Raw genomic sequence first — 22,704 nt, forward strand, 5'->3', positions numbered from 1 at the left:
ATTTAATTTAAAAATTGTTGTAATTCTTGGGTTAATAAATCGTAGTTAAATGATTGTTCGAAAAAAGCTCTTTTTCCGTTTTTATATATAATTGTCGCTGGTATTGCTCCAGACCAATCTTTTGAAATTCCATTAATCCATTTATCTTGATCAGGGTCATCTAAAACTACAACTTCTGGTTTTAAATTTCTTTCTTTTATAAATGGTAATAATTCACTTTTTATCTGATTTGGAAAATCTAAACTCACTAATAACAACTCAACGTTCTTATCTTTATATTCTCTATCTAACTTTTCAAAAGCAGGCAACTCTTCTACACATGGTTTACACCAAGTTGCCCAAAAGTTAACAACATGAATTTTATCATCTTCTTGTTCTAATAAAGGTTTTAGTTGATCGTAGTTTAAAATCCTGATTGCCCCGTCGGTAACTTTTAAATCAGTAGCATCTGATTTTTTATTTTTAGTATTACATGAAACGAATACTACTGAACTTATTAAGAGTAAAATAAATTTAATTTTCATCACCTTAAAATTAAGTAAACAAAAATGTTTGTTCTAAATATTAACTTTTTTTAACTAAAAAAACTCCTGTAAAAAAGGAGTTTTAAATTAATCTAATTTTTTAGCTTATCCAAAGATTTCGTTTAACAATTTTGCCAAACGTAAACCGCCTTTTTGCAATTGTTCTCTTACTACAGGAAAATAATCATATGAATATCTATAACGTAATTTTTCTCCTGTTTTAGCAGATCCATAAACTCTTTTTGTTAAAGTATGAGAGTCTTTTACCCAATCTAAAACCGTTCCTTTCTGGATGTTTTTAATTTCAGTTTTACTAAGATCTTTAGCATTAGCAGCTAACTCAATATAACTCATATTCCAACTATCAATTAAGCCACTATCCCAAACTCTATGTAAATTAGAACCTCTTCCGTGCCATTGTACTTGAACTTTATTTCCTCCTTTGTCTTCTTTTCTTCCAATATGTAATGGTTGATGTAAATCTCCTACTAAATGCACTAACATTTTTAAAGAAAACCTTTTCTCTTCAACACTAGAAACATCATTCTTTAACACCTCTATACATTTATTAATCCCAGTAATTAAATCTCCTTTCGGATTTTTCTCACAGTGTTCGTAATCTTTATCTAACGGCATGTTCACATAATGCCATGGACTGTATTTTCTATAACTTCTATCTGATTTTATTTCATCTGCATACGTTGAAACAAATGCTAAACTTTCACCTTGAAGTAATTTTTCGATTTTTCTTTTTGCTCTTTTAGATAAATGCTTCTCAGCTATTTGTCCAGTTGTTCTATGTCCTGTTGGTCCCCATTCCTCTTTTGAACCGAAAACAAATAATGTACTTGATAAAAAAATTACAGTTACAATTGATTTTAATTTCATCCTTTTTTGAAGTTTTCAGCAAAAGTATAACATAAATCATTCTAAATATTTGCATAATTCAAAAATATTTTTATATCTTTATGATATCAAAATAATATCATTATAAAATAAAACTTATGGAATCAGAAAAAATCATCAAACCTGCTAGTGGATACTTAATGTTGTTAGTATTCTTCATTTTATTTATTGGGAGCATTGTAGCTATGGTAAAATTAGAAAGCCCTGTGTTTATAATTTCATTAGTTGCATCAATCATAATGTTGTTTGGATTCATCTTGGTAAATCCGAATACATCTAAAGTTGTACTGCTATTTGGAAAATATATCGGTACGATAAAACAAAACGGTTTGTATTGGGCAAATCCTTTTTATTCTAAAAAGAAAATCTCTTTAAGAGCAAGTAACTTCGATAGTGAACGTTTAAAAGTGAACGATAAATTAGGAAATCCTGTAATGATTAGTACCATTTTAGTATGGCGTGTTACAGATACATATAAAGCTGCTTTTGATGTTGATAATTACGAGAACTTTGTTCGTGTACAAACTGATGCTGCGGTAAGAAAATTAGCTAGTATGTATCCTTACGATAATTTTGCTGATGAAGGTCATGAAGAAGATATTACATTACGTTCTAGTGTAAATGAAGTAAGTGAAACTTTAGAAAAAGAGCTTGAAGAGCGTTTATCTATTGCAGGTATTGAAGTTTTAGAAGCTAGAATTGGTTACTTAGCTTATGCACAAGAAATTGCTAATGCTATGTTAAAAAGACAACAAGCAACTGCTATTGTTGCTGCAAGACATAAGATTGTAGAAGGTGCTGTAAGTATGGTAGAAATGGCTCTTGAAGAATTAAATAAAAAAGAAATTGTTGAATTAGACGAAGAGCGTAAAGCTGCTATGGTTAGTAATTTAATGATAGTTCTTTGTGGTGATAAAGATGCTTCTCCGGTAGTAAATACAGGAACATTAAATCATTAAAAAATAAAATTATGAAAGAATATAAAGTTGTTAGACCAAAATTGGGATTAAATAATAGATATCAAAAAATGGAAGATCTATTAAACCAGTACGCACGAGAAGGATGGACTGTAAAACACATTGCTGAAAGTTGGATTCATATTGTTCTAGAAAGAGATAAAAACAGATAATAATGAAAGAATATAAATTAATATCTCCAAAATTTAGCTGGAGAAAAAGTAGAGAGAAATTCGAAGCTGAATTAAATAATTATGCTCGTGAAGGTTGGAGAGTAGTTAATGTTTATTCTGAAGCAAATACAGGAGCTGTTACCGCTGTTTTAGAACGCGATAAAAACAGATAATTATGAGAATATTTAAAGAAGAACAACGTTTTAAACAACAATGGTTAATTGCACTTTTAGTAATAGGGTTAATTGTTCCTATTGTCGTTTTTTCAAAAGCTTATGCTGATGGTAAAATGGACTTAACCGATTATGTTATCGCTATGAGTTTAGTGATTCTTCCAACAGGATTTATCTTCTTCTTTAAATTAAAAACTCGAATTGACGAACAAGGTATTCATTATCGTTTTATTCCTTTTCATTTTAAGTACAAAACAATTCCTTGGAATGATATTGAAAACATATATATAAGGAAATACGATGCCATCTCTGAATATGGTGGATGGGGAATGAAAGGCGGTTTACTTTGGAAGAAAGAAAATGGTGTTGCTTATAATGTTTCTGGTGAAATTGGAATTCAAATGGAATTGAAAAATTCAAAACGTATTCTTATTGGAACTCAACAAGAAGAAAAAGCGTTAACTACAATTACACATTACAAAAAGGTAGCATCATGATACGATTAATAGTACTTTTTATTTTGTATTTCATTTCAATTTTATGGTCTTTTGTACAACTATAAAAATTGTAGAAAATTAATAATTGAAAATTCACATGGCTAAAAAGAAAGCATTTGCGTTACGAATAAATGAAGACATGCTTAAGGCTATTGAAAAATGGGCTTCAGATGAGTTTCGTTCTACGAACGGACAAATTGAATGGATGCTTATGAAAGCTCTTAAAGAAGCAAAAAGAGAACCTAAAAAGAAAGAAGAGGAGTAAAAACTCCTCTTTTCTTATTTTTTAATCGGTAAGATAATTTTACTCGGATACTTCTCGTTATGAAACAACTTTATAATAGCTGTTTTCGCATTCTTGGCTTTCTGCCTCGAAGGATCTTCCTTGTAGTTATAATTCTTTTGAATATTAGGATTGTCTATAGCTGAAAAAACTAATCGTAATTTACTTCCTTTTCGAATTACTCTACTAAACATGTTTTCTCCTTCAAAAACATACTTTTCAATAACATTCTTTTTTACAAGTTCTGGTTTTTCTAAGCCATTTCTATATCGAGCTCTTAGTTGGTCTTTTTGTAAGAAAATAGATTCATTTGCTTTGGTTACTTCGTAAAGTGTAACTTCAAAATCAGTATCTACAACATTTAAAGAAATAAAAGCTTCGAAAGTTATTTTTCCATTAACCTGCATATCTTCTTCTAATGGTTTAGAATGATAAACAAGAATATCTTGATCATTCACATAACTTTGATCTTTGTAAAACTCACTATTCGAACTTGTATAACTAGGTTTAGTAATTCCTTCATTTTTTAAAGGATCATAAACTACAACATCAGGTTCTTTATCATTAGTAATTACTGTATTTGAAAGTAATCCAGAATTAAATATTGTTTTGGCATCATTCTGTTTAGAACTTAAAAAGAATTCTTTATTTGCATTTGTGATGTTATTAATGTCTGCTTCATAATTCCAAACGTTATCACCCATTGTATAATAAGCTACTCTACTTTTTAAAAATTCTGGTTTTTTTCCATTTTTTAAAATCCAATTAAACCAATCTAAATGCAAAGCGTTCATATTCAAAACAGCATTTTCTTTAAACTGTAAACCTCCTAATTCTTTAGTTGGTCTTCTAGTTCCACCATGACTCCATGGACCAACTATTAAATAATGATTCAATCGAGCAGCATTTGCTCCATTTTTCATGTGATCTGAATAATATTTCATTGCTCCTGGTTGATCAGAATCAAAATGCCCAGTAATACTTAAAATAGGAATATTGATTTTTTTTGATTCTTCTTCAGTAAAATAAAACTGCTGCCAAAATTCATCATGACTCGGATGTGAAATCCAATTTTGAAAAACTTCTTTCGGATAACCAATTAACTCATCGTAAATATGAAACGGTTTATTTTCTTTGTACAGTTGTTCTTGCTTTTGAGTCCAAAAATCAGCACCAAATAATTTCTGATTAATTGTTTTTCCGCTTGTTAACATTAACCAGCGCATTACATACGGATAAAAGATATTATTATACTTTGGAAAATCTAAACCCGGACCTACAGATGCTGTTGGTACTATTGTTTTTAAATATTTTGGAAATTCTTTTAAAACAAACCATTGATTCATTCCTCTGTAAGAACCGCCCATCATACCAACTTTTCCGTCACTCCATTCTTGTTTTCCAATCCATTCAACAACCTCTGCCCCATCTTTTGCATCATCTTGAAAGGGAATAAATTTTCCTTCGGAATTTCCTCTACCTCTACAATCTACAGTAATAAAAACAAAACCGTTTCTAGAAAAGAATAAACCTCTTTCATGATTTTCATCAGAAACATAAGGTGTAATTACAAGAATTGTTGGGTATTTTTTATCTGATGTATATGCTTCAGGAAGATAAATATTGGAGGATAATTTTGTTCCATCAGATAATTTGATTTTTTGGTAAAACTTTATTTTGATATTTAATGAATCTGAGGTTTCAAGAGCATTGATTTTTGAGACAAAAGAACACATCAAAACAAAGAAAAACATCGTTACATGTTTCATAGTTTTTAAGCTTTGTTTCAAATGTAAATTTACTTTTTGTACCAACAAAGGGAATATGATCCGTTAACAGTTTTTTAAGAAATTCCAAATGATTTAACTGTATTTTTATCAATCTTAATCAACTAATTTATTTTTCTAATGAAAAAATACATTATACCTCTACTTTTATTCATTTCCTGCATTGTTTCCGCTCAGGAACTTTCTATGGATATTTTGAAAAATATGAAACCTAGAAATATAGGTCCTGGTGGAATGAGTGGAAGAGTTACTGCAATAGATGTAGTACACAAAAATCCAGATGTTATGTACGTAGGAACAGCTTCTGGTGGTTTATGGAAATCTACTTCTGGTGGAATTAAATGGGAACCAATTTTCGAAAAAGAAGTTACTGCATCTGTAGGTGCTGTGGCCATACAACAATCTAACCCAAGTGTTATTTGGGTAGGAACTGGAGAAGGAAATCCGAGAAACAGTTTAAATGGTGGATATGGAATTTATAAGTCTTTAGATGCTGGTAAAACTTGGAAATCTATGGGATTAGAAAAAACTCGTCATATTCATAGAGTTATTATCGATCCTACAAATTCTGATATTGTGTATGCTGCTGCTATCGGATCTCCTTGGGGTGAACATCCTGAAAGAGGAATTTTTAAAACTGTAGATGGCGGTAAAACTTGGAAAAAAGTTTTATACAATAATATTAAAACTGGTGCTGCAGATTTAGTTATGGATCCTTCTAATCCTAACAAATTAATCGCTGCGATGTGGGAACACAAACGTGATCCTTGGTTTTTTAAATCTGGTGGAAAAGGAAGTGGATTATACATTACTCATGATGGTGGTGAAAACTGGAAAAAAATTACTCATAAAGAAGGTTTTCCTAAAGGTGATTTAGGAAGAATCGGAGTTGCTATTTCTAGAAGTAATCCGAATACAATTTACGCTTTAGTAGAATCTAAAAAGAATGCTTTATACAAAAGTGAAGATGGCGGATTTAAATGGAAGAAAATTAATGGTAAAGCCGGAATAGGTAATCGTCCGTTCTACTATTCTGAAATCTATGCTGATCCTCAAAACGAAAATAGATTATATACCATTTTCACGTATGTAAATGTTTCTCAAGATGGTGGAAAAAGTTTTAATCAATTAATGCCAGCTTATGGTGCTAATAATGGAGTTCACCCAGATCACCACGCTTGGTGGATTCATCCTGAGAATGGAAAATTCATGATTGATGGTAATGACGGTGGTTTAAATATTACTCGTGATGGTGGTAAAACTTGGCGTTTTATTGGTAATTTACCTGTTGCTCAATTTTATCATATTAATGTAGATAATGAATACCCGTACAATGTTTACGGAGGAATGCAAGATAATGGTTCTTGGAGAGGTCCGGCTTATGTATGGAAAGCTCAAGGAATTCGTAATTCATACTGGCAAGAAATAAGTTTTGGAGACGGTTTTGATGTTGTTCCAGACAAAGATGATTCTCGTTATGGATGGTCTATGAGTCAGCAAGGTTTTGTTTCTCGTTACGATTATAAAACAGGAAACAATTATACAGTAAAACCAACACACCCAGATCCAAATGTAAAATTACGTTTCAACTGGAATTCAGCAATTAATATTGATCCTTTTGATAATTCTACAATTTACTTCGGAAGTCAATTTGTACACAAATCAACGGATAAAGGATTAACTTGGGAAGTTATTTCTCCAGATTTAACTACTGATGATAAAAGCAAACAAAAACAACACGAAAGTGGTGGATTAACTATAGATGCAACTGGTGCAGAAAATCACTGTACAGTTTTAGTTATTGAGCCTTCACCTGTTGAAAAAGATATGCTTTGGGCTGCAACAGATGACGGACAAGTTCATATTACTCAAAATGGAGGTTCTACTTGGACTAATGTTTCTAAAAATATTAAAGGATTACCTGCAAATAGTTGGATTGTTCAAATTAAAGCTTCAAACAAAAATAAAGGAGAAGCTTTATTAGTTGCAAATGATTATCGTCGTTTTAACTATACACCTTATGCGTATAGAACTAAAAACTATGGTAAAACTTGGGAACGTATCGTTGATGAAAATGATGTAAAGAGTTACACGTTAAGTATTGTTGAAGACCCTATCGAATCTAACTTATTATTCTTAGGTACAGATGATGGATTATATGTTTCTATTGATGCTGGTAATAAGTGGACAAAATGGACTGCTGGGTTCCCAACAGTTTCTGTAAAAGATTTAGTAATTCACCCAAGAGAACACGATTTAGTTATTGGTACTTTTGGTAGAGCTGCTTGGGTATTAGATGATATTCGTCCTTTACGTGCTATTGCTGCGAACAAAAACATCTTAACTAAAAAATTCGATTTATTTACACCTCCAACTGCTTATCAAGCAAGTTACCAACAACCAACAGGAAGTCGTTTTGGAGCAGATGCTTTATTTAATGGTGAAAACAGACCTTTCGGAGCTCAAATTAAGTTTTATGTAAACAAGCCTAAAATGGCTAAGAAAACTGAAAAAGCTGGTAAGAAGTCTAAAGACGATCTTAAGAAGAAAGAAGAAGGTAAAAAGAAAATTAAATGGGACTCTATTAAGTTTGAAATATATGACGGAACCCGTTTGATTAGAACTATCAAGAGAAAAACACCTAAAGAAAACGGAATTCATAGAGGAACTTGGTTTATGGATGAAAAAGGTGTTGCTCGTCCATCTAGACGTATTAGAAAATCTAAATCGGAACCTAGTGGAGTAACTGTAAAACCAGGAACTTATAGAATCAAGGCTACTTTTGGTGATCAAACTGCTGAAACGAATATTACTGTAAAATACGATCCGAGATTACAAATGTCTCAAGCTGCAATTGATGAAAAATACAATACTGCTAAAATGCTTAAAGTTGATCAAAAAGTAATGTTAGACGCAGTAAATCAATTAGTAGAAAGTAAGAAAATAGCGGAAGGTTATAAGAAAGAGTTATCTACTAAAGATAAAAAGAAGTATGAAGCTCAAATTAAATCTTCAAAAGAGATTATAAAAAAGATAGATACATTATTAAATATTTACTTAGGTAGAGTTGACAAGCGTCAAGGAATTATTAGAAGTCCAGAAGTAAATATAAATCAACGTTTAGGTACTACAAATTGGTATGTAAACAGTAGATATGGTAAACAAACTGCTACTGAAAAACGTTTGATAGAACAATTTAAAACTTCATTAAAGAAAGTATTAGCTAAAACAAATACATTCTTTAATAAGGAATGGCCTACCTACAAAAATGAAGTAGAGAAAATCACAATCTCACCTTTTAAAGAGACTAAAATCTTCTCTATAAAATAAAAACAAAAACGAGGTTATTTACTAACCTCGTTTTCTTTTTTATCAAAAAAACTTTATTGATACTTGCACATTGCATTACATGTGTCTATCATCCACTTATGATCTTTATTACTAGGGTCTACTTTTTTAAATTCCATAATACATGGAATTAGACAATTGTCACCACCATTAATTTTTGATGCTTGTTCCTTACTAATTTTGTAGTTGGTTAAAAACTCTAATTTACTTTTCATGATTTTTTAAATTTATAATTAATCTGTCATAAAATTATATTTTCAAAAACACTTTAGACTCATCCAAAACGGGTGATTTTCATTTTTTGTGGTAAAGCTATTCTGAACAGAAATAAGAAAAACATTATAAAAACTCTTTTGTTAAATATTTTTGATTTTATTCAGTTCTTTTGTTTAAAAAGAACTCTATCCAAAGAAAACTATGGAGATTTTGAGGAAATTAATAACAGAGAAGAATAGATAAAAAATTAAAGATTATAAAATATTCCCATTCATTTATTAGTAAAGAAAAATAAAAAAATCACCCATCTTGGGTGATTTTTTATTTTTTGTAGCAACCTATTTTTGTAGGAGATCAACCTATAAAAAACAAGAAATGAAACACAAACTTATGCTACTAAGCATCTTCGGCTTAGTACTAAATTTTTATGCCCAAAACATTAACTTTTCTGATCCTATTTTTAAACAGTTTATACTTCAAGGAACTAGAATTGATGCTGATAAAAACGGAGAAATCAGTACACAAGAAGCAGCTGCTGTTAATGATATGTATATTTTACATGCACCTATTACTAACGCTTCAGATTTACAATTTTTTCCGAATTTAAAATCTTTAGTTATTCAAGTAACTTCTCTTACTTCTATTGATTTAAGTAACAATACTACACTAGAAACTTTAGAAATTAACTACAATAATTCTCTTACGTCAATAGATTTGTCAAATAATGTATTACTTAAAAATGCTTACATACATGAGAATAATTTAGCTTCAATTGATGTATCGAATAATACAGAATTAACTAATCTAAAAATTAATAGAAATAAGCTAACTACTCTTGATGTAAGTAATAATTTAAAACTAAAAGAATTAGATGCTGGTGAAAATTTAATTACAAGTCTTAATTTACCTGCAAACAACATATTAGAAAACATTATTTTATATTCTAATGCAATAACTACAATTGATTTAAGTAACTCTCCTCTAGTTAAAAGAGTACTTCTTTCTAACAATCAAATAACAAGTTTAAATACTACTAGTAACATAGATCTTGAAAGTTTAGTTATTAATGATAATCTTATTTCCACATTAGATCTATCATTGAATACAAAACTAAACACACTAAATCTTGAAAATAACAAACTTACTTCGATAGATATCTCTAATAATAGTAACATAAAATATTTATCTATCGGAGGAAATTTAATCTCCTCATTAGATTTAAGAATATTCAACATCAGTATTTTATCATTCGATAACAATCCAAATCTAACTCATGCATTTTTGGCTGGAGCAAACACATTTCAAGGAGCCTTTAAATATGTAACTTTTAAAGATTGTCCTAATTTGGTAAATCTATGTGTATCTCCTCAGTTTAAACAAGCTGCAGAAGAAAGAAAAACTGAAACTGGGTATTTTAATTATAATGTAGGAAACTGTGGGGATGATATTAATTTTACTGATTCAGTTTTTAAAACAGCAATCTTAAATCAAGATCAGGTAATCGATATAAATGGAAATGGTGAGGTTTCTTTATCAGAAGCTACATTGGTTTCTAAATTATCTCTTGTTGGAAAAGGCATTCAGGACATGTCCGAAATTAAGTATTTCACTAATTTAAAAGAATTAACTATTCATGAATCAGGATTAACATCATTAAACTTAGATGACAATATTCTTTTAGAAAATTTACATGTCCACTCTAATCTTTCAATAATTAACCTTGAGAAAAACACAAAACTAAAGTCATTATATATCAATAACGAAGAGCTTACAAACATTGACTTAAGTACTAACACAGCTCTTACTGAAATTCGTTTTTTAACTAAAAAGTTAGCTACTTTAGATTTACAAAATAATGTATTGTTAGAGCGTTTTACCTTACATTACGACGATCAAATTACAGCTATAGATTTCAGTAACAATATCAATTTGAATTATGTTAGTTTAAGAGATAACCCAGAATTAGCTAGTATTAATGTAACCAATAACACCAATCTAGATCATCTTATAATTTACACTAGTAAAATATCAAACATAGATGTAACTAATAATACAGAATTAACTTATTTAGGAGTTTTAGATACTGATATTTCTTCTTTAAATGTAAGCAATAATTTAAAACTAAAAGATCTAGTAATTAATGCTCCTTTATTAACATCAATAGATATTTCTAATAATACTGCTTTAGAAACTTTTGATTTAGCTGCTAGTCAAGTTACTAATATAGATCTGAGCAATAATACATTATTGAAAACTGCTTTTTTAAATAATAATAAACTTACTAATATTGATATTTCTAATAATACACTATTAGATAGATTTTATATTTCAAATAATGAAATTACTTCAATTGATTTTACAAATAATACTAACTTAAGAGAGCTTGAAATTAGATCTAATAAAATAAAGGAATTAGATGTAAGAAACTGTTCTTTAGAAGTTTTAAACTTTGATGGAAATGAAGATCTAACTAAAGCGTATCTATCAAATCAATTATTTGGAAATAATTTCGATAATGTTTCATACCTATTTTGTCCAAACTTAGAAAGTATATGTATTGATACTCAATTTGTAAATCTTGCCAAAGAGAGAAGAAATCTTTCAGATTATTCAGACTACAAAGTAACAACAAACTGCGATAGTAACTTTATATCTGGACAAATACGTTTTGATATTGACAAAAATGGTTGTGATACAAATGACAGAGGTTTTGCATCTGGTTTGCGCTTTAATATTTTCCCGTTAACTGGTGGAATTCCTGTTACCGTTTTTCCAGATGAAAATGGTTTTTATGAAGTCGAAGTTGGCAGCGGCACATATATTATGCTTGCAAATTTTGATCGTCCTAGTGATTTTCAATTAAGTCCAGAATTAATATTTCAACCTGGAAATCCTAATTCACAAATACCAATTAACTTTCCTGCAAACGGACCTGTAGTTACAAAAGATTTTTGTGTGAAAAGTTTAGTTGATTTTAACGATCTTGAAATTACTATGATTCCTGACGGTGATCCTGCACGACCTGGTTTCGATGCATCTTATACAATCACTTATACCAACAGAGGAACAACAACACAATCGGGAACAATTTCATTAGATTACACAGAAAATATTTTGACATTAGTAAGTGCTAATCCTGTAGTAGAAACTACAACTACCGACAATTTCGCTTGGTCTTTTACAGATTTAAAACCTTATGAAAGTAGAGAAATTCAAATAACTCTAAATGTAAATACACCTACAGCATCTCCTGCTGTAAACGATGGTGATATTTTAGATTATACCGCTACTATTACTGGTACAGTAGATGAATCTCCAGAAGATAACACTATGAATTTAAAACAAACTGTAGTGAACTCTTTTGATCCGAATGACAAAACTTGTTTAGAAGGAAATCGATTAGATCCAGACGATGTTGGTCAGTATTTACACTACTTAATACGCTTTGAAAATTTAGGAACAGCATCAGCAATAAACGTTCGTATTGAAGATGAAATTGATATTAATGTTTTTGATTTAACAACTCTAGAACCTTTACAAGCCAGTCATCATTTTGTTACTACAATTACAGATACTACAGTTCAATTCATATTCGAAGATATTAATCTTCCTTTCGATGATGCAAATAACGATGGTTATGTTTTATTTAAAATTAAAACTTTAGATACTTTAGTTGAAGGTGATAATATTGATAATAAAGCAGGAATTTACTTCGATTTTAATCATCCTGTTATTACAAATACAGAACGTGTAGAAGTAAAGAAAGAAGTACAAATTCCTACAACTTTTGATGACTTTTTTACACTATATCCAAATCCAACTTCAGGTGTAGTAAATTTAACTCAGAAAATTACTGATGTTCAAATACAATACATTAGTGTTCATGATCTTTCAGACAGAATGGTTGGATTCTTTTTTGGTTATGTACCAACTTTTGATATTGGATATCTTTTCCCTAATGTTTACGTAATAAAAATACACACAGATAAAGGAGTATTGACTAAAAAGTTTGTGAAAACAAATTAATCTTTTTCACTTATTGATATAAAAAAACACTCGTTCTATGTAACGAGTGTTTTTCATTTATAAAGATGATTTATGACTCAGATAAGGCTTAATTTGAATTCATTACTTTTACATGCCTATTTTTTTAAAACCAAATTTCTAATGAAAAGATATATTCTTATTTTAAGTTTTATTTTCAGTATACAAATTAATGCACAAACTACTATTCCTGAGGATCCAGAAAAAGAATTAGGAGTTTGGTACATGTACAATGGATCTCATCAAATATCAGATAAGTTCAGTATAAAATCGATGGCCCATTTTCGCTTTTTTGAAATTGGTGAAGACATGCAACAATTTATAGGTCGTTTCGGAGCAAATTACAAATTCAATAAAACATTTAGTGCTACTTTAGGATATGCTTATTTAAATACAGATACTTCTTATGAAGTAGATGGCGGTACTTTTGGAGATCATCGTATTTATGAAGATTTATTAGCAAATTATAAAATTTCATCTTTAAAATTTTCGCACCGTTTACGTGCAGAACAACGTTTTTTTAGATCACAAACCGGGCATTTTATTCGTTATCAATTGGCATTAAGTTATCCTTTAAGCGAGAAATGGTCTACCTATTTGTATGATGAAGTATTCTTTGATTTTGACGGACAATCGTACAATCAAAATTGGTTAGGAGCTGGAGTTCGTTATCAGCTTTCAAAAGTAGTTCGATTACAATTAGGATACATGAGTATTAATACAGATGCTAGTCAAAACTTCGATCGAATTCAAATAGGAATTGCTATAAATACCGATCATAGAAAAAAGACTAAACAATAATTTTTTATTTAGTTTCCTTTAAATATCATATTTTGTGATCCAATCAAACCTTAATCTAATTACATGGAAAGTCAACCAATATTTACAAACGATGCCATAGTATTCGGAATTTTAATGATTTCGCTTGGTTTTGTTTTTTACACAGAAAGTATCAAACAAGGTTTTTGGAAAAAGTTTTATAAAATAGTACCTGGTGTATTAATGTGTTATTTAATTCCTGCTATTTTTAATTCACTCGGAATTATATCAGCAGATACATCGAAAACATATTATATCGCAAGTCGTTATTTACTTCCTGCTTCATTAGTTTTAATGACGTTAAGTATCGATTTAAAAGCTATTTTCAATCTTGGTCCAAAAGCTCTAATCATATTCTTCACCGGAACCATAGGAATTGTTCTCGGTGGACCTTTAGCTATTTTACTAATTTCTATTGTTTCTCCTGAAACTGTTGGCGGTGTAGGATTCGATGCGGTTTGGAGAGGTTTATCTACTCTTGCTGGTAGTTGGATTGGTGGTGGTGCAAATCAAGCAGCAATGCTAGAAATCTACCAATATAACCCACAAAAATATGGAGGAATGGTACTTGTTGATATTGTAGTTGCTAATGTTTGGATGGCTATATTATTAATAGGAATCGGAAAATCTGATAAAATTGACAAATGGTTAAAAGCAGATAATTCTGCCATAGAAAATTTAAAGCAAAAAGTAAGTTCATTCTCAGAAAGCGTTACTAGAAATCCTACCTTAACAGATTTAATGGTAATTCTTGCGTTAGCATTTGGTGCTGTAGGAATTGCTCATTTCGGAGCTGAAGGTATTTCTTCTTTCTTGAAAAATAGTTTTGAAGTTGTTGCAGATAAAACCTCTGCCCTATCTTCTTTTTCATCTAAGTTTTTCTGGATGGTAACTATTGCTACAATTATTGGAATTTCACTTTCTTTTACTAAAGCTAAAAATTATGAAGGTGCTGGTGCTAGTAAAATCGGAAGTGTTTTTATTTACATTTTAGTTGCTACAATCGGTATGAAAATGGATTTATCTAAGATTATTGAAAACCCAGGATTAATTGCTATTGGATTTGTTTGGATGGCAATTCATGCTGGACTTTTAATTCTAGTAGCTAAACTTATTAGAGCTCCGTACTTCTTTTTAGCTGTTGGTAGTCAAGCAAATGTTGGTGGTGCAGCCAGTGCTCCTGTAGTTGCTGCGGCGTTCCATCCTTCTTTAGCAACAGTTGGAGTTTTATTAGCTGTGTTTGGTTATGTAGTAGGAACCTATGGTGCCATTTTGTGTACAATTTTAATGGAAATAGCCTCTAAAGTTTCATAGAATTCTGCATATTTGCAATCGAAAATAACGATACAATGAAAAAAATTATCATAGCTTGTGTTGTTTCTTTAATCGCTTTTTCTTGTAGTGGTAAGAAGAAAGGAAACATGGTAGTAAAAGGTGAAATTAAAGGTTTAAAGAAAGGAACCTTATACTTACAAAAGATGGTAGATACAGTATTAGTGTCTGCAGATTCTGTAAAATTATTTGATGAGAATAAGTTTGAACTTTCTGATGATGTTAATTCTCCGGTAATGTACTACCTAACTTTTAAGAACGGAACAAACGAACCTAAACGTTTAATGTTCTTTGGAGAAAAAGGAGAAATTACAATCAACGATAATATTGAAGAGTTTGGTTTTAAACCAACGATTACTGGATCTGAAAACCAAAAAGTGATGGATAATTTTAATAAAATTAATCATCAGTTTAAAATGAAGAGATTAGATTTTATTGCTAAAGATATTGAAGCTAGAGCTAAAAAAGATTCAGTAATGATGGATAGCTTAGATAAAGCATACAAAAAAATGATTCGTAAACGTTTTTTATACACTACGAACTTTGCAGTATCGAATGCAGACACAGAAGCTGCTCCTTATATAGCTTTATCTGAACTTTTTGATGCTAACTTATATTTATTAGATACGATAAATAACAGCTTAACTGATAAAATTAAAAGCTCTGATTACGGTAAACGTCTTCAAAAATTTGTAGATGAAATAAAGAAATCGGATTCAGAAACTGAACAGAAATAATACTAAAAAATCCCGCTCATTAAGCGGGATTTTTTATTTTAGAAGAATTAAACAAACAAATTGCTATTGATAATCTATACTAATAGAATGGATTCTTCTATAGAAAATAAACCATATAAAAACTATGAATAAGACTCAACAACCACCTACTGCAATTGTTTTACCTACTTTAGATATTAATATTGAAGATCAATGGGAAAAAACAAGAGGAATTGCTACACCACGCTTTTCAACAGTTTCAGAATTATATCCGAATCAAGATTTTCAAGTCATTATTGTACTTGGTAAATATCAAATTCAGCAAGGGAAAGTCCGCGTTAAAATCACCTGTGATATTGAAAGTTCAGAAGGAAACATCACATTATCGAATGGATTCAATATCATGTTAGAAGCAGATTTAGAAAAATATATCGGTTTAATTCTATTACCAAAACTTCCTTCGTTTAGATTTGGATCTGAACATCCAGCAGGAGAATACAAAGTAATTGTAAAAGTAGATGACACAAATTCTGACGAAAAAGAAGAATCGATTGTTAATACAATAACACTTCGCAAAGAAAACCCTAATCAGCCGATTGAATTAGAAAATGAATTAGAAGCTTGGAGGCAAAACTATTATTTAGATCCAAAACCTAATGAATTAATTGCAGCTTACTGTAAATCTTTAGATGAAATAGGAATTAATAACGATGCCAATATTCTTTTCTATGTAGAAGCTTTAAACAATTCGTTATTCTTAGCTGATGATATTAATAGACTTTTAGGAGAAGGAAGTTTACCACAATTACAACGTAATGGTTTAAATATACTTTTAGCCAGATCGAATTACGAAAATGTTGATTTAGAAAATTTTTCTGAACAGGAATTAAAAATACTTCATGAAATAAGAGACGAAGGATTTTATAATCCTTTACTTTTAGAAGAACAAGTATCGCATCCTTCAGGATTAGATATGCTTTGGAGTTTATTTTTTGCTAATGGTAAATACGAAAACATTGATAAAATCATTGAAGCTCTTGAACTACGAGTAGGAAAAGATCCTGAAAAACTTAAAGATTTACCACAAGAAGAAGCTATTGCTTATGCAATTGGATCGGCTAGTGCTTGGTCTTTAGGTTTAAATGCAAAACATCATTCATTAGTAAGAACGTATTTGATTTATAAAGTGAATCAACCAAATATTTCGGAATATATTAAAGAATCTTTAATTGCTATTCTAACAGAAATAGATACAGAAGAAAATTAACTGTATTAAAAATCCCGCTCATTAAGCGGGATTTTTAATTTATCTCAACAAAAATTAAATACTTTCTAAAGCTTTTTTAATTGCTGGAATATCTGCTCTTTTTGTATAATCTTCTTTTACAAAAGCATATTTAATTTCGTTATTAGCGTCAATCACATAAGTTGCAGCCATTGGTAACTCACCAGTTGTATTTTGATTATGTTTTTCTAAATCGATTTTGAATTGTTCGCTATAGATTTTTTCTAATTCTTCATCTAGTTTAAAAACCAAACCTAATTCTTTCCCTAACTTATTATCAATATCACTTAAAACTTCAAACGATAATCCGTTTTTTTCTTCTGTTGTTAATGTGCTATCAGGAGTTTCAGGAGAAATTGCTATCAAATTCGCTCCTAAAGATGTAAACTCTGGTAATGCTTGCTGAAGAGCTTGTAATTCTAAATTACAATAAGGACACCAACCACCTCTATAAAAAGAAATTACTGTTGCTTTTTCTCCTTTAATCGTATCTAAACTTACTTTTTCTGATTTTACATTTGGTAATTCAAATGCTGGAAAAACATCACCTTCTTTAAATGCTTGTTCAGCTATTTTTCTTGTAATTAAATCGTTTGTAGTTTTATCCATAACCTCTAAAATAGGTGCTGGTATTTTTTCTCTTCCTAAAGCTACTCTCGCGGCTAAAGCTTCTGTTAAACTCATATTATTTAGATTTATCGTATGCACTTATAGTCTGAAAAACTAAACTATAATTACAAAAAAATCCGTCAAGTAAACTTAACGGATTTTAATTTTCTATGAATTGTGATCTTACTTCGCTGAAGCGATATATTTATCTACTAAATTCTCTAAAACATTAAGTGGTAACGGACCATTTGTTAATACAACATCATGGAATTTTCTAATATCAAATTTCTCACCTAAAGCCTTTTTAGCTTTTTCACGTAACTCGATAATTTTTATCATTCCGATTTTATAAGCTGTAGCCTGACTAGGCATTACAATATGACGTTCTACCATTTTTACAGCATCTGCTTCAGCATTAGGTGTATTGTCTGTGTAATATTTAATTCCTTCTTCTCTAGTCCATTTTTTAGCATGAATTCCTGTATCTACAACTAAACGACAAGCTCTCCAAAGTTCCATCGCTAAACGACCAAAATCTGAATACGGATCTGAATAGAATCCCATTTCTTTAGGAATAAATTCAGAATATAATCCCCAACCTTCAACATAAGCAGTATAACGACCTAACTTTCTAAACATTGGCACGTCTTGTAATTCTTGAGCAATTGCAATTTGCATATGATGTCCTGGAATTCCTTCATGATATGCTAAAGCTTCCATTTGATACGATGGCATACTTGCCATATCGTACATGTTTGCATAATAGGTTCCTGGTCGAGATCCGTCTAAAGCTGGTTGCTGATAAAAAGCTTTTCCTGCAGATTTCTCTCTAAACGCTTCAACAGCTTTTACTTGTAAATCAGCTTTTGGTTTTGTGATGAATAATTCATCTAAACGAGTTTTCATACTATCAATAATAAACTCAGCTTTATCCATATACTCTTTTCTACCTTTATCACTATCAGCATAATAGAATTGCTTATCAGTTTTCATGAACTTAAAGAACTCTTGTAAATTTCCTTTGAAACCAACTTTCTCCATGATTTTTTTCATTTCAGCATGAATTCTAGCTACCTCTTTTAATCCGATTTCATGAATTTCATTGGCAGTTAAAGTTGTAGTAGTCGTTCTTTGTAAAGCATTGTTATAAAATGTTTCTCCGTTAGGAAATTTCCAAGCACCGTCATCTGTACTTGCAACTTTTTCTTGAGCTTCTAACGTATTTATTAAGTTTGTGTACCCAGCTAAAACATTCTCTTTTAAAGCTTTTTTGGCTTCAGCAATTAATGCTTCTTTTTCAGTTGCATCAATTTCTAATTTTGAAACTTTATTTTCAAAATCGTTTAATAAAGTACTTTTCTTACTTGAAGTATCGAAAGGTTGACCAGTAATTAAATTTTTAGAATCATCTAAAACTCTAGCAAAAACAAATTTTGGAATCATAATTCCTGCTTCTTGTCTTTTCTTTAAACCTGCTACTAATTGAGCAAACATTGGTTCAATTCCTTTTAATCTACTGATATAATTCTCGGCATCTTTTTTCGATTTGATTTGATGCATATTAATTAAAAACGCTGGAATTTCAGCTTGTGCTCCATGCATTTGATTTACAGGATACGAATACAATCTATATTTATCATCTGCAATTGTGTTTTCTAAACTTTGCTTGTATAAATCGTAACTTAGTTTTGTTGCTTCATCTAAAGCTTTCACATTAACAGAATCGTTAATCCATTGTAAAGCTTGCTTTGTTAACTCTAGTTCTTTATTTTGGAATTCTTCAGAACTATCATCCCATTTATCTGCATCTTTCGTGATTCCAATATAAGTTTGATACATTGGATGACGATCTAAAGTTTCTTGGAATTGTTGCTTAAAGAAATCGTTTACCTTTTTAGATTCTTTTTGAATAGTATCTTGGGAGATGGTTACTTCTTTATTTTCTGCATTTTTACATGCTCCAAAAAGAAATAGAGAAGCTACAATTAAAGTAGCCTTACTATAATTTAATTTCATTGAATATAAATTGAATTGATTTTGAAAGTAAATATAGGTAATAATAAAAAAACGCTCCTTTTTAGGAGCGTTTCGAGTTATCAAACATTTTTCTATTGATTTTTCGAGGTAATGTTTTTCCCTCCCCTAACTATATAGAAATATGATCTTCTATTTCGTTGATGTTCTTCTTTTGAACAGTTTTTTTGATTTGCATCGTTACAATTATTTAACAACATATCTTCTCCAAAACCTTTAGCACTTTTAATACGTTCTGCAGCTATTCCTCTTGAAATAATATAATCTCTTGTAGATTTTGCTCTGTTTGTTGATAAAATTCTGTTGTAAGCTTTTGTTCCTCTACTATCGGTATGTGATTCAATACGAATTACCATATCTGGATGATTTTTCATCACTGAAACAATATGTTCTAGTTCATACTCTGCATCTTTTCTGATATTATATAAATCGAAATCGAAGTAAATTGGTTTAATCACAATTTGTGGTTCTTCTTGTGGAGTTTCTACAATTAATGATTCGAGTACTAAATCTGCTTTAATAATTTTCTTATCGATATCTTCTGTAGCTGTATCTTTTTTATCGTTTCTATAATCATCTTTTGAAGCTGTAACTGTATAGTTATTTTCACAAGCGATATCTTCAAAAACATAGCGACCGTTACTTTCTGTTATTTTCTGACTTACAGGTTCTCCTTTTTCATTAACCAAAAGAACTGTTGCTCCGTTTATAGGTTCACCTGTTCTAGAGTCTGTTACTACTCCAGAAATATCTTCTTTACATTTATAAATCACGAAACTATAAATATCATCATCTCCTTTACCTCCTTCTCTATTTGATGAAAAATATCCATACGATTTATCGTCACTAATTACAAAACTGAAATCATCTAAAGGGCTATTAACCGGGCTTCCTAAATTTACTGGATCAGTAAAATTTGTACCAGATATTTTCGATTCAAAAACATCTAACGCTCCTAAACCTAAATGACCGTCTGAAGCAAAATACATAGTATTCTCTTCATCAACATAAGGAAACATTTCTCTACTTTCTGTATTTATTGTTTTTCCTAAATTTTTTGGTGTTCCGTAACTTCCATCACTATCTATAGAAACACTATAAATATCTGTTGCTCCGAAACCTCCTGGCATATCTGAAACAAAGTATAAGGTTTTCCCATCTGAACTTAATGCCGGATGCCCACAAGAATAATCGTCGTTATTAAATGGCAATTCTTTAAAGTTTTTCCATTCGCCATCAACTTTATCTGCTTTATAAATCTTTAAATGTGTTACTCTATCATCATCTCCTTTTAGTTTTTCACCATCGTAATTATCTCTAGTGAAATACATTGTATTTCCATCTTTACTAAGAATCGCATTAGATTCATGATAACGAGTATTTACAATATCAAGTTTTATTGCATTTGACACCTGTAAACCTTCTTCTACATCTCCTATATCTTCATCTGCAACATATACATTCAAAAAAGGTTGATCGTTCCATTTGTATATTTTTTTATCGAACTTCGAACCTACAGGTTTGGTAGAAGCGAAATATAATTGATTATTATAAATGAAACCTCCAAAATCTGAATATTCGGTGTTTATAGATAAATTTTTAACATTTACATATGTCTTTTTTCGGTTAGAGTATTCTACGAAATAATCCAGATTATTTTCCAACTCTAAAGCACGAGAATCATCACTATCTAACTCTTTCAATTTAGTTAGCCAAAGATCTGATTCTTTTACCTTTCCGTTACTTTTTAATGATTGTGCATAACGAAACAAATATTCAGGAGCAACTTCTCCAGAGTATTTTTCCAGTAGTATTTTATACCATTTTTCGGCTTCTTTGGGTTGTGTATTAAAATAATATGAGTCTCCTAAACGACTAAGTACTAATTGAGAGTCGTCTCCTTTTTCGTATATGACTTCATATAATTCTGCGGATTTCTTGTAAGCAAATTCATTAAAATAACGATCTGCAGCATATTTACGCTGAGCGTTACACAAGATGCTTATCAATACAAAACAAATAAATAAAATTCTTTTCATAATTATCTTGTTTAAAAGAATCTAGGAGATTTCATTACGCGTTGTCTAAATATATCCCATCGAAGCATAAGCTCGTAAGTTCCTGAATTGTAATTACTATAATTTGACGTAGTTAAATCGTAAGCAAAACCTATATTAAAATTTTCTGTTGCTTGAAAACCTAATAATGCACTTAAAGAATCTCCCCAACGCCAAGCTACTCCTGCGGCAAACTTCTCGTTAAATAAAAAGTTTGCAGAAACGTCTAAAGAAACTGGAGCTCCGCTTACTACTTTAGCTAAAGCTGCGGGTTTAAATTTAATGGTCTCACTAAGATCAAAAACATAACCTACGATTCCGAAAAAGTGCAATCTTTCTTCAGCAACATCTCCAAATCCTGAAGTTGAAGTTGCTATGGTATCATCGTAATGATCTGTTCTTAAAAAGTTAGGAATAGCAACTCCCGCATACCAATTTGATTCGTAATAATAAATTCCTGCTCCTATTGTAGGAAGAAAACGACTTACAGTTCCTTCAAATATTCTTTCTTGTTGTAAGGCTGTTCCTTTACTCCAATCTATAGATAAATGACGTCCTCCTAATTTTAATCCAAATGCTAAATTACCCTTATCACTTGTCCTTACTGTGTAAGAAATGTTAGCATCTAAATAAATTTCGTTTGATGGACCAATTCTATCGTTAGTTAAATTTATTCCTAAACCTACTCCTGTGTAACCCAAAACAGTATCGTAACTTAAGGTTTGAGAATCTGGCGCTCCATCTAAACCAACCCATTGTGTTCTTCCTAAAGCAGTTATTACAGTATGACCATTAGATCCTGCATAAGCTGGATTTACGCTCATCGTGTTATACATATATTGAGTATACTGGGGATCTTGTTGAGCATGAACAAAATTTGTTAGTACTAAAACCAAAATAGGTAATACTCTTTTTAAATGTACTATCGTATTCATATTGTGAATT

18 protein-coding genes are annotated in these 22,704 nt (G+C 30.3%); 11 read left to right on the forward strand and 7 right to left on the reverse strand.

Features of this window, described 5'->3' with window-relative positions:
• Positions 1 to 2: 2 nt before the first annotated feature.
• Positions 3 to 524: a TlpA disulfide reductase family protein gene (locus Q1A15_RS15015; RefSeq protein WP_299625686.1), complete on the reverse strand. Its 522-nt coding sequence runs from the start codon at positions 522 to 524 to the stop codon at positions 3 to 5.
• Between the two features lie 105 nt (positions 525 to 629).
• On the reverse strand, positions 630 to 1,412 hold the full coding sequence (locus Q1A15_RS15020) for a S1/P1 nuclease (protein WP_299625688.1): 783 nt from the start codon (positions 1,410 to 1,412) through the stop codon (positions 630 to 632).
• 116 nt (positions 1,413 to 1,528) lie between these two features.
• On the opposite strand from Q1A15_RS15020, the gene Q1A15_RS15025 reads away from it, so the two are divergent.
• The 5 genes from Q1A15_RS15025 to Q1A15_RS15045 all read left to right on the forward strand — a co-directional run bounded on the left by Q1A15_RS15025 (position 1,529) and on the right by Q1A15_RS15045 (position 3,494).
• The gene (locus Q1A15_RS15025) at positions 1,529 to 2,389 is read left to right on the forward strand and encodes an SPFH domain-containing protein (RefSeq protein ID WP_299625691.1); all 861 of its coding nucleotides are present in this window, start codon (positions 1,529 to 1,531) and stop codon (positions 2,387 to 2,389) included.
• 11 nt (positions 2,390 to 2,400) lie between these two features.
• Positions 2,401 to 2,559 carry a DUF4177 domain-containing protein gene (locus Q1A15_RS15030; protein ID WP_299625693.1) on the forward strand — a complete coding sequence of 53 codons (159 nt, stop codon included), beginning with the start codon at positions 2,401 to 2,403 and terminating at the stop codon, positions 2,557 to 2,559.
• Between the two features lie 2 nt (positions 2,560 to 2,561).
• Complete coding sequence (locus tag Q1A15_RS15035; RefSeq protein ID WP_299625695.1) at positions 2,562 to 2,732, forward strand: DUF4177 domain-containing protein; 171 nt, start codon at positions 2,562 to 2,564, stop codon at positions 2,730 to 2,732.
• Between the two features lie 2 nt (positions 2,733 to 2,734).
• Positions 2,735 to 3,229, forward strand: a complete 495-nt coding sequence (locus tag Q1A15_RS15040; RefSeq protein ID WP_299625697.1) for a hypothetical protein — start codon at positions 2,735 to 2,737, stop codon at positions 3,227 to 3,229.
• A gap of 97 nt (positions 3,230 to 3,326) precedes the next feature.
• Positions 3,327 to 3,494, forward strand: a complete 168-nt coding sequence (locus Q1A15_RS15045; RefSeq protein WP_299625699.1) for an Arc family DNA binding domain-containing protein — start codon at positions 3,327 to 3,329, stop codon at positions 3,492 to 3,494.
• Positions 3,495 to 3,508: 14 nt separating this feature from the next.
• Here Q1A15_RS15045 and Q1A15_RS15050 read toward each other — a convergent pair whose 3' ends face one another.
• Positions 3,509 to 5,281, reverse strand: coding sequence for a CocE/NonD family hydrolase (locus Q1A15_RS15050; RefSeq protein ID WP_299625702.1), 1,773 nt, complete (start codon positions 5,279 to 5,281; stop codon positions 3,509 to 3,511).
• Positions 5,282 to 5,419: 138 nt separating this feature from the next.
• Between Q1A15_RS15050 and Q1A15_RS15055 the strand changes: the two genes are divergently transcribed.
• The 6 genes from Q1A15_RS15055 to Q1A15_RS15080 all read left to right on the forward strand — a co-directional run bounded on the left by Q1A15_RS15055 (position 5,420) and on the right by Q1A15_RS15080 (position 17,041).
• Positions 5,420 to 8,629, forward strand: coding sequence for a hypothetical protein (locus tag Q1A15_RS15055; protein ID WP_299625705.1), 3,210 nt, complete (start codon positions 5,420 to 5,422; stop codon positions 8,627 to 8,629).
• Between the two features lie 609 nt (positions 8,630 to 9,238).
• A complete protein-coding gene (locus Q1A15_RS15060; protein WP_299625708.1) occupies positions 9,239 to 12,889 on the forward strand; it encodes a T9SS type A sorting domain-containing protein in 3,651 nt (1,216 codons plus the stop codon).
• A 141-nt stretch (positions 12,890 to 13,030) separates the two neighbouring features.
• Positions 13,031 to 13,708 carry a DUF2490 domain-containing protein gene (locus Q1A15_RS15065; protein WP_299625710.1) on the forward strand — a complete coding sequence of 226 codons (678 nt, stop codon included), beginning with the start codon at positions 13,031 to 13,033 and terminating at the stop codon, positions 13,706 to 13,708.
• A gap of 63 nt (positions 13,709 to 13,771) precedes the next feature.
• On the forward strand, positions 13,772 to 15,040 hold the full coding sequence (locus Q1A15_RS15070; RefSeq protein WP_299625713.1) for a DUF819 family protein: 1,269 nt from the start codon (positions 13,772 to 13,774) through the stop codon (positions 15,038 to 15,040).
• 35 nt (positions 15,041 to 15,075) lie between these two features.
• Positions 15,076 to 15,795: a DUF4369 domain-containing protein gene (locus tag Q1A15_RS15075; protein ID WP_299625716.1), complete on the forward strand. Its 720-nt coding sequence runs from the start codon at positions 15,076 to 15,078 to the stop codon at positions 15,793 to 15,795.
• 124 nt (positions 15,796 to 15,919) lie between these two features.
• Positions 15,920 to 17,041: a hypothetical protein gene (locus Q1A15_RS15080; protein WP_299625719.1), complete on the forward strand. Its 1,122-nt coding sequence runs from the start codon at positions 15,920 to 15,922 to the stop codon at positions 17,039 to 17,041.
• Positions 17,042 to 17,095: 54 nt separating this feature from the next.
• On the opposite strand, the gene Q1A15_RS15085 is transcribed toward Q1A15_RS15080, so the two are convergent.
• The 4 genes from Q1A15_RS15085 to Q1A15_RS15100 all read right to left on the reverse strand — a co-directional run bounded on the left by Q1A15_RS15085 (position 17,096) and on the right by Q1A15_RS15100 (position 22,694).
• Positions 17,096 to 17,743 carry a peroxiredoxin-like family protein gene (locus tag Q1A15_RS15085; RefSeq protein ID WP_299625722.1) on the reverse strand — a complete coding sequence of 216 codons (648 nt, stop codon included), beginning with the start codon at positions 17,741 to 17,743 and terminating at the stop codon, positions 17,096 to 17,098.
• A gap of 108 nt (positions 17,744 to 17,851) precedes the next feature.
• On the reverse strand, positions 17,852 to 19,684 hold the full coding sequence (locus Q1A15_RS15090; RefSeq protein ID WP_299625724.1) for a DUF885 domain-containing protein: 1,833 nt from the start codon (positions 19,682 to 19,684) through the stop codon (positions 17,852 to 17,854).
• Positions 19,685 to 19,776: 92 nt separating this feature from the next.
• Positions 19,777 to 21,741 carry an OmpA family protein gene (locus Q1A15_RS15095; protein WP_299625727.1) on the reverse strand — a complete coding sequence of 655 codons (1,965 nt, stop codon included), beginning with the start codon at positions 21,739 to 21,741 and terminating at the stop codon, positions 19,777 to 19,779.
• Between the two features lie 11 nt (positions 21,742 to 21,752).
• Positions 21,753 to 22,694, reverse strand: coding sequence for a type IX secretion system membrane protein PorP/SprF (locus tag Q1A15_RS15100; protein ID WP_299625729.1), 942 nt, complete (start codon positions 22,692 to 22,694; stop codon positions 21,753 to 21,755).
• Between the last annotated feature and the right edge of the window lie 10 nt (positions 22,695 to 22,704).

This window comes from uncultured Tenacibaculum sp. (genome assembly GCF_947495995.1).
Lineage (GTDB): Bacteria > Bacteroidota > Bacteroidia > Flavobacteriales > Flavobacteriaceae > Polaribacter.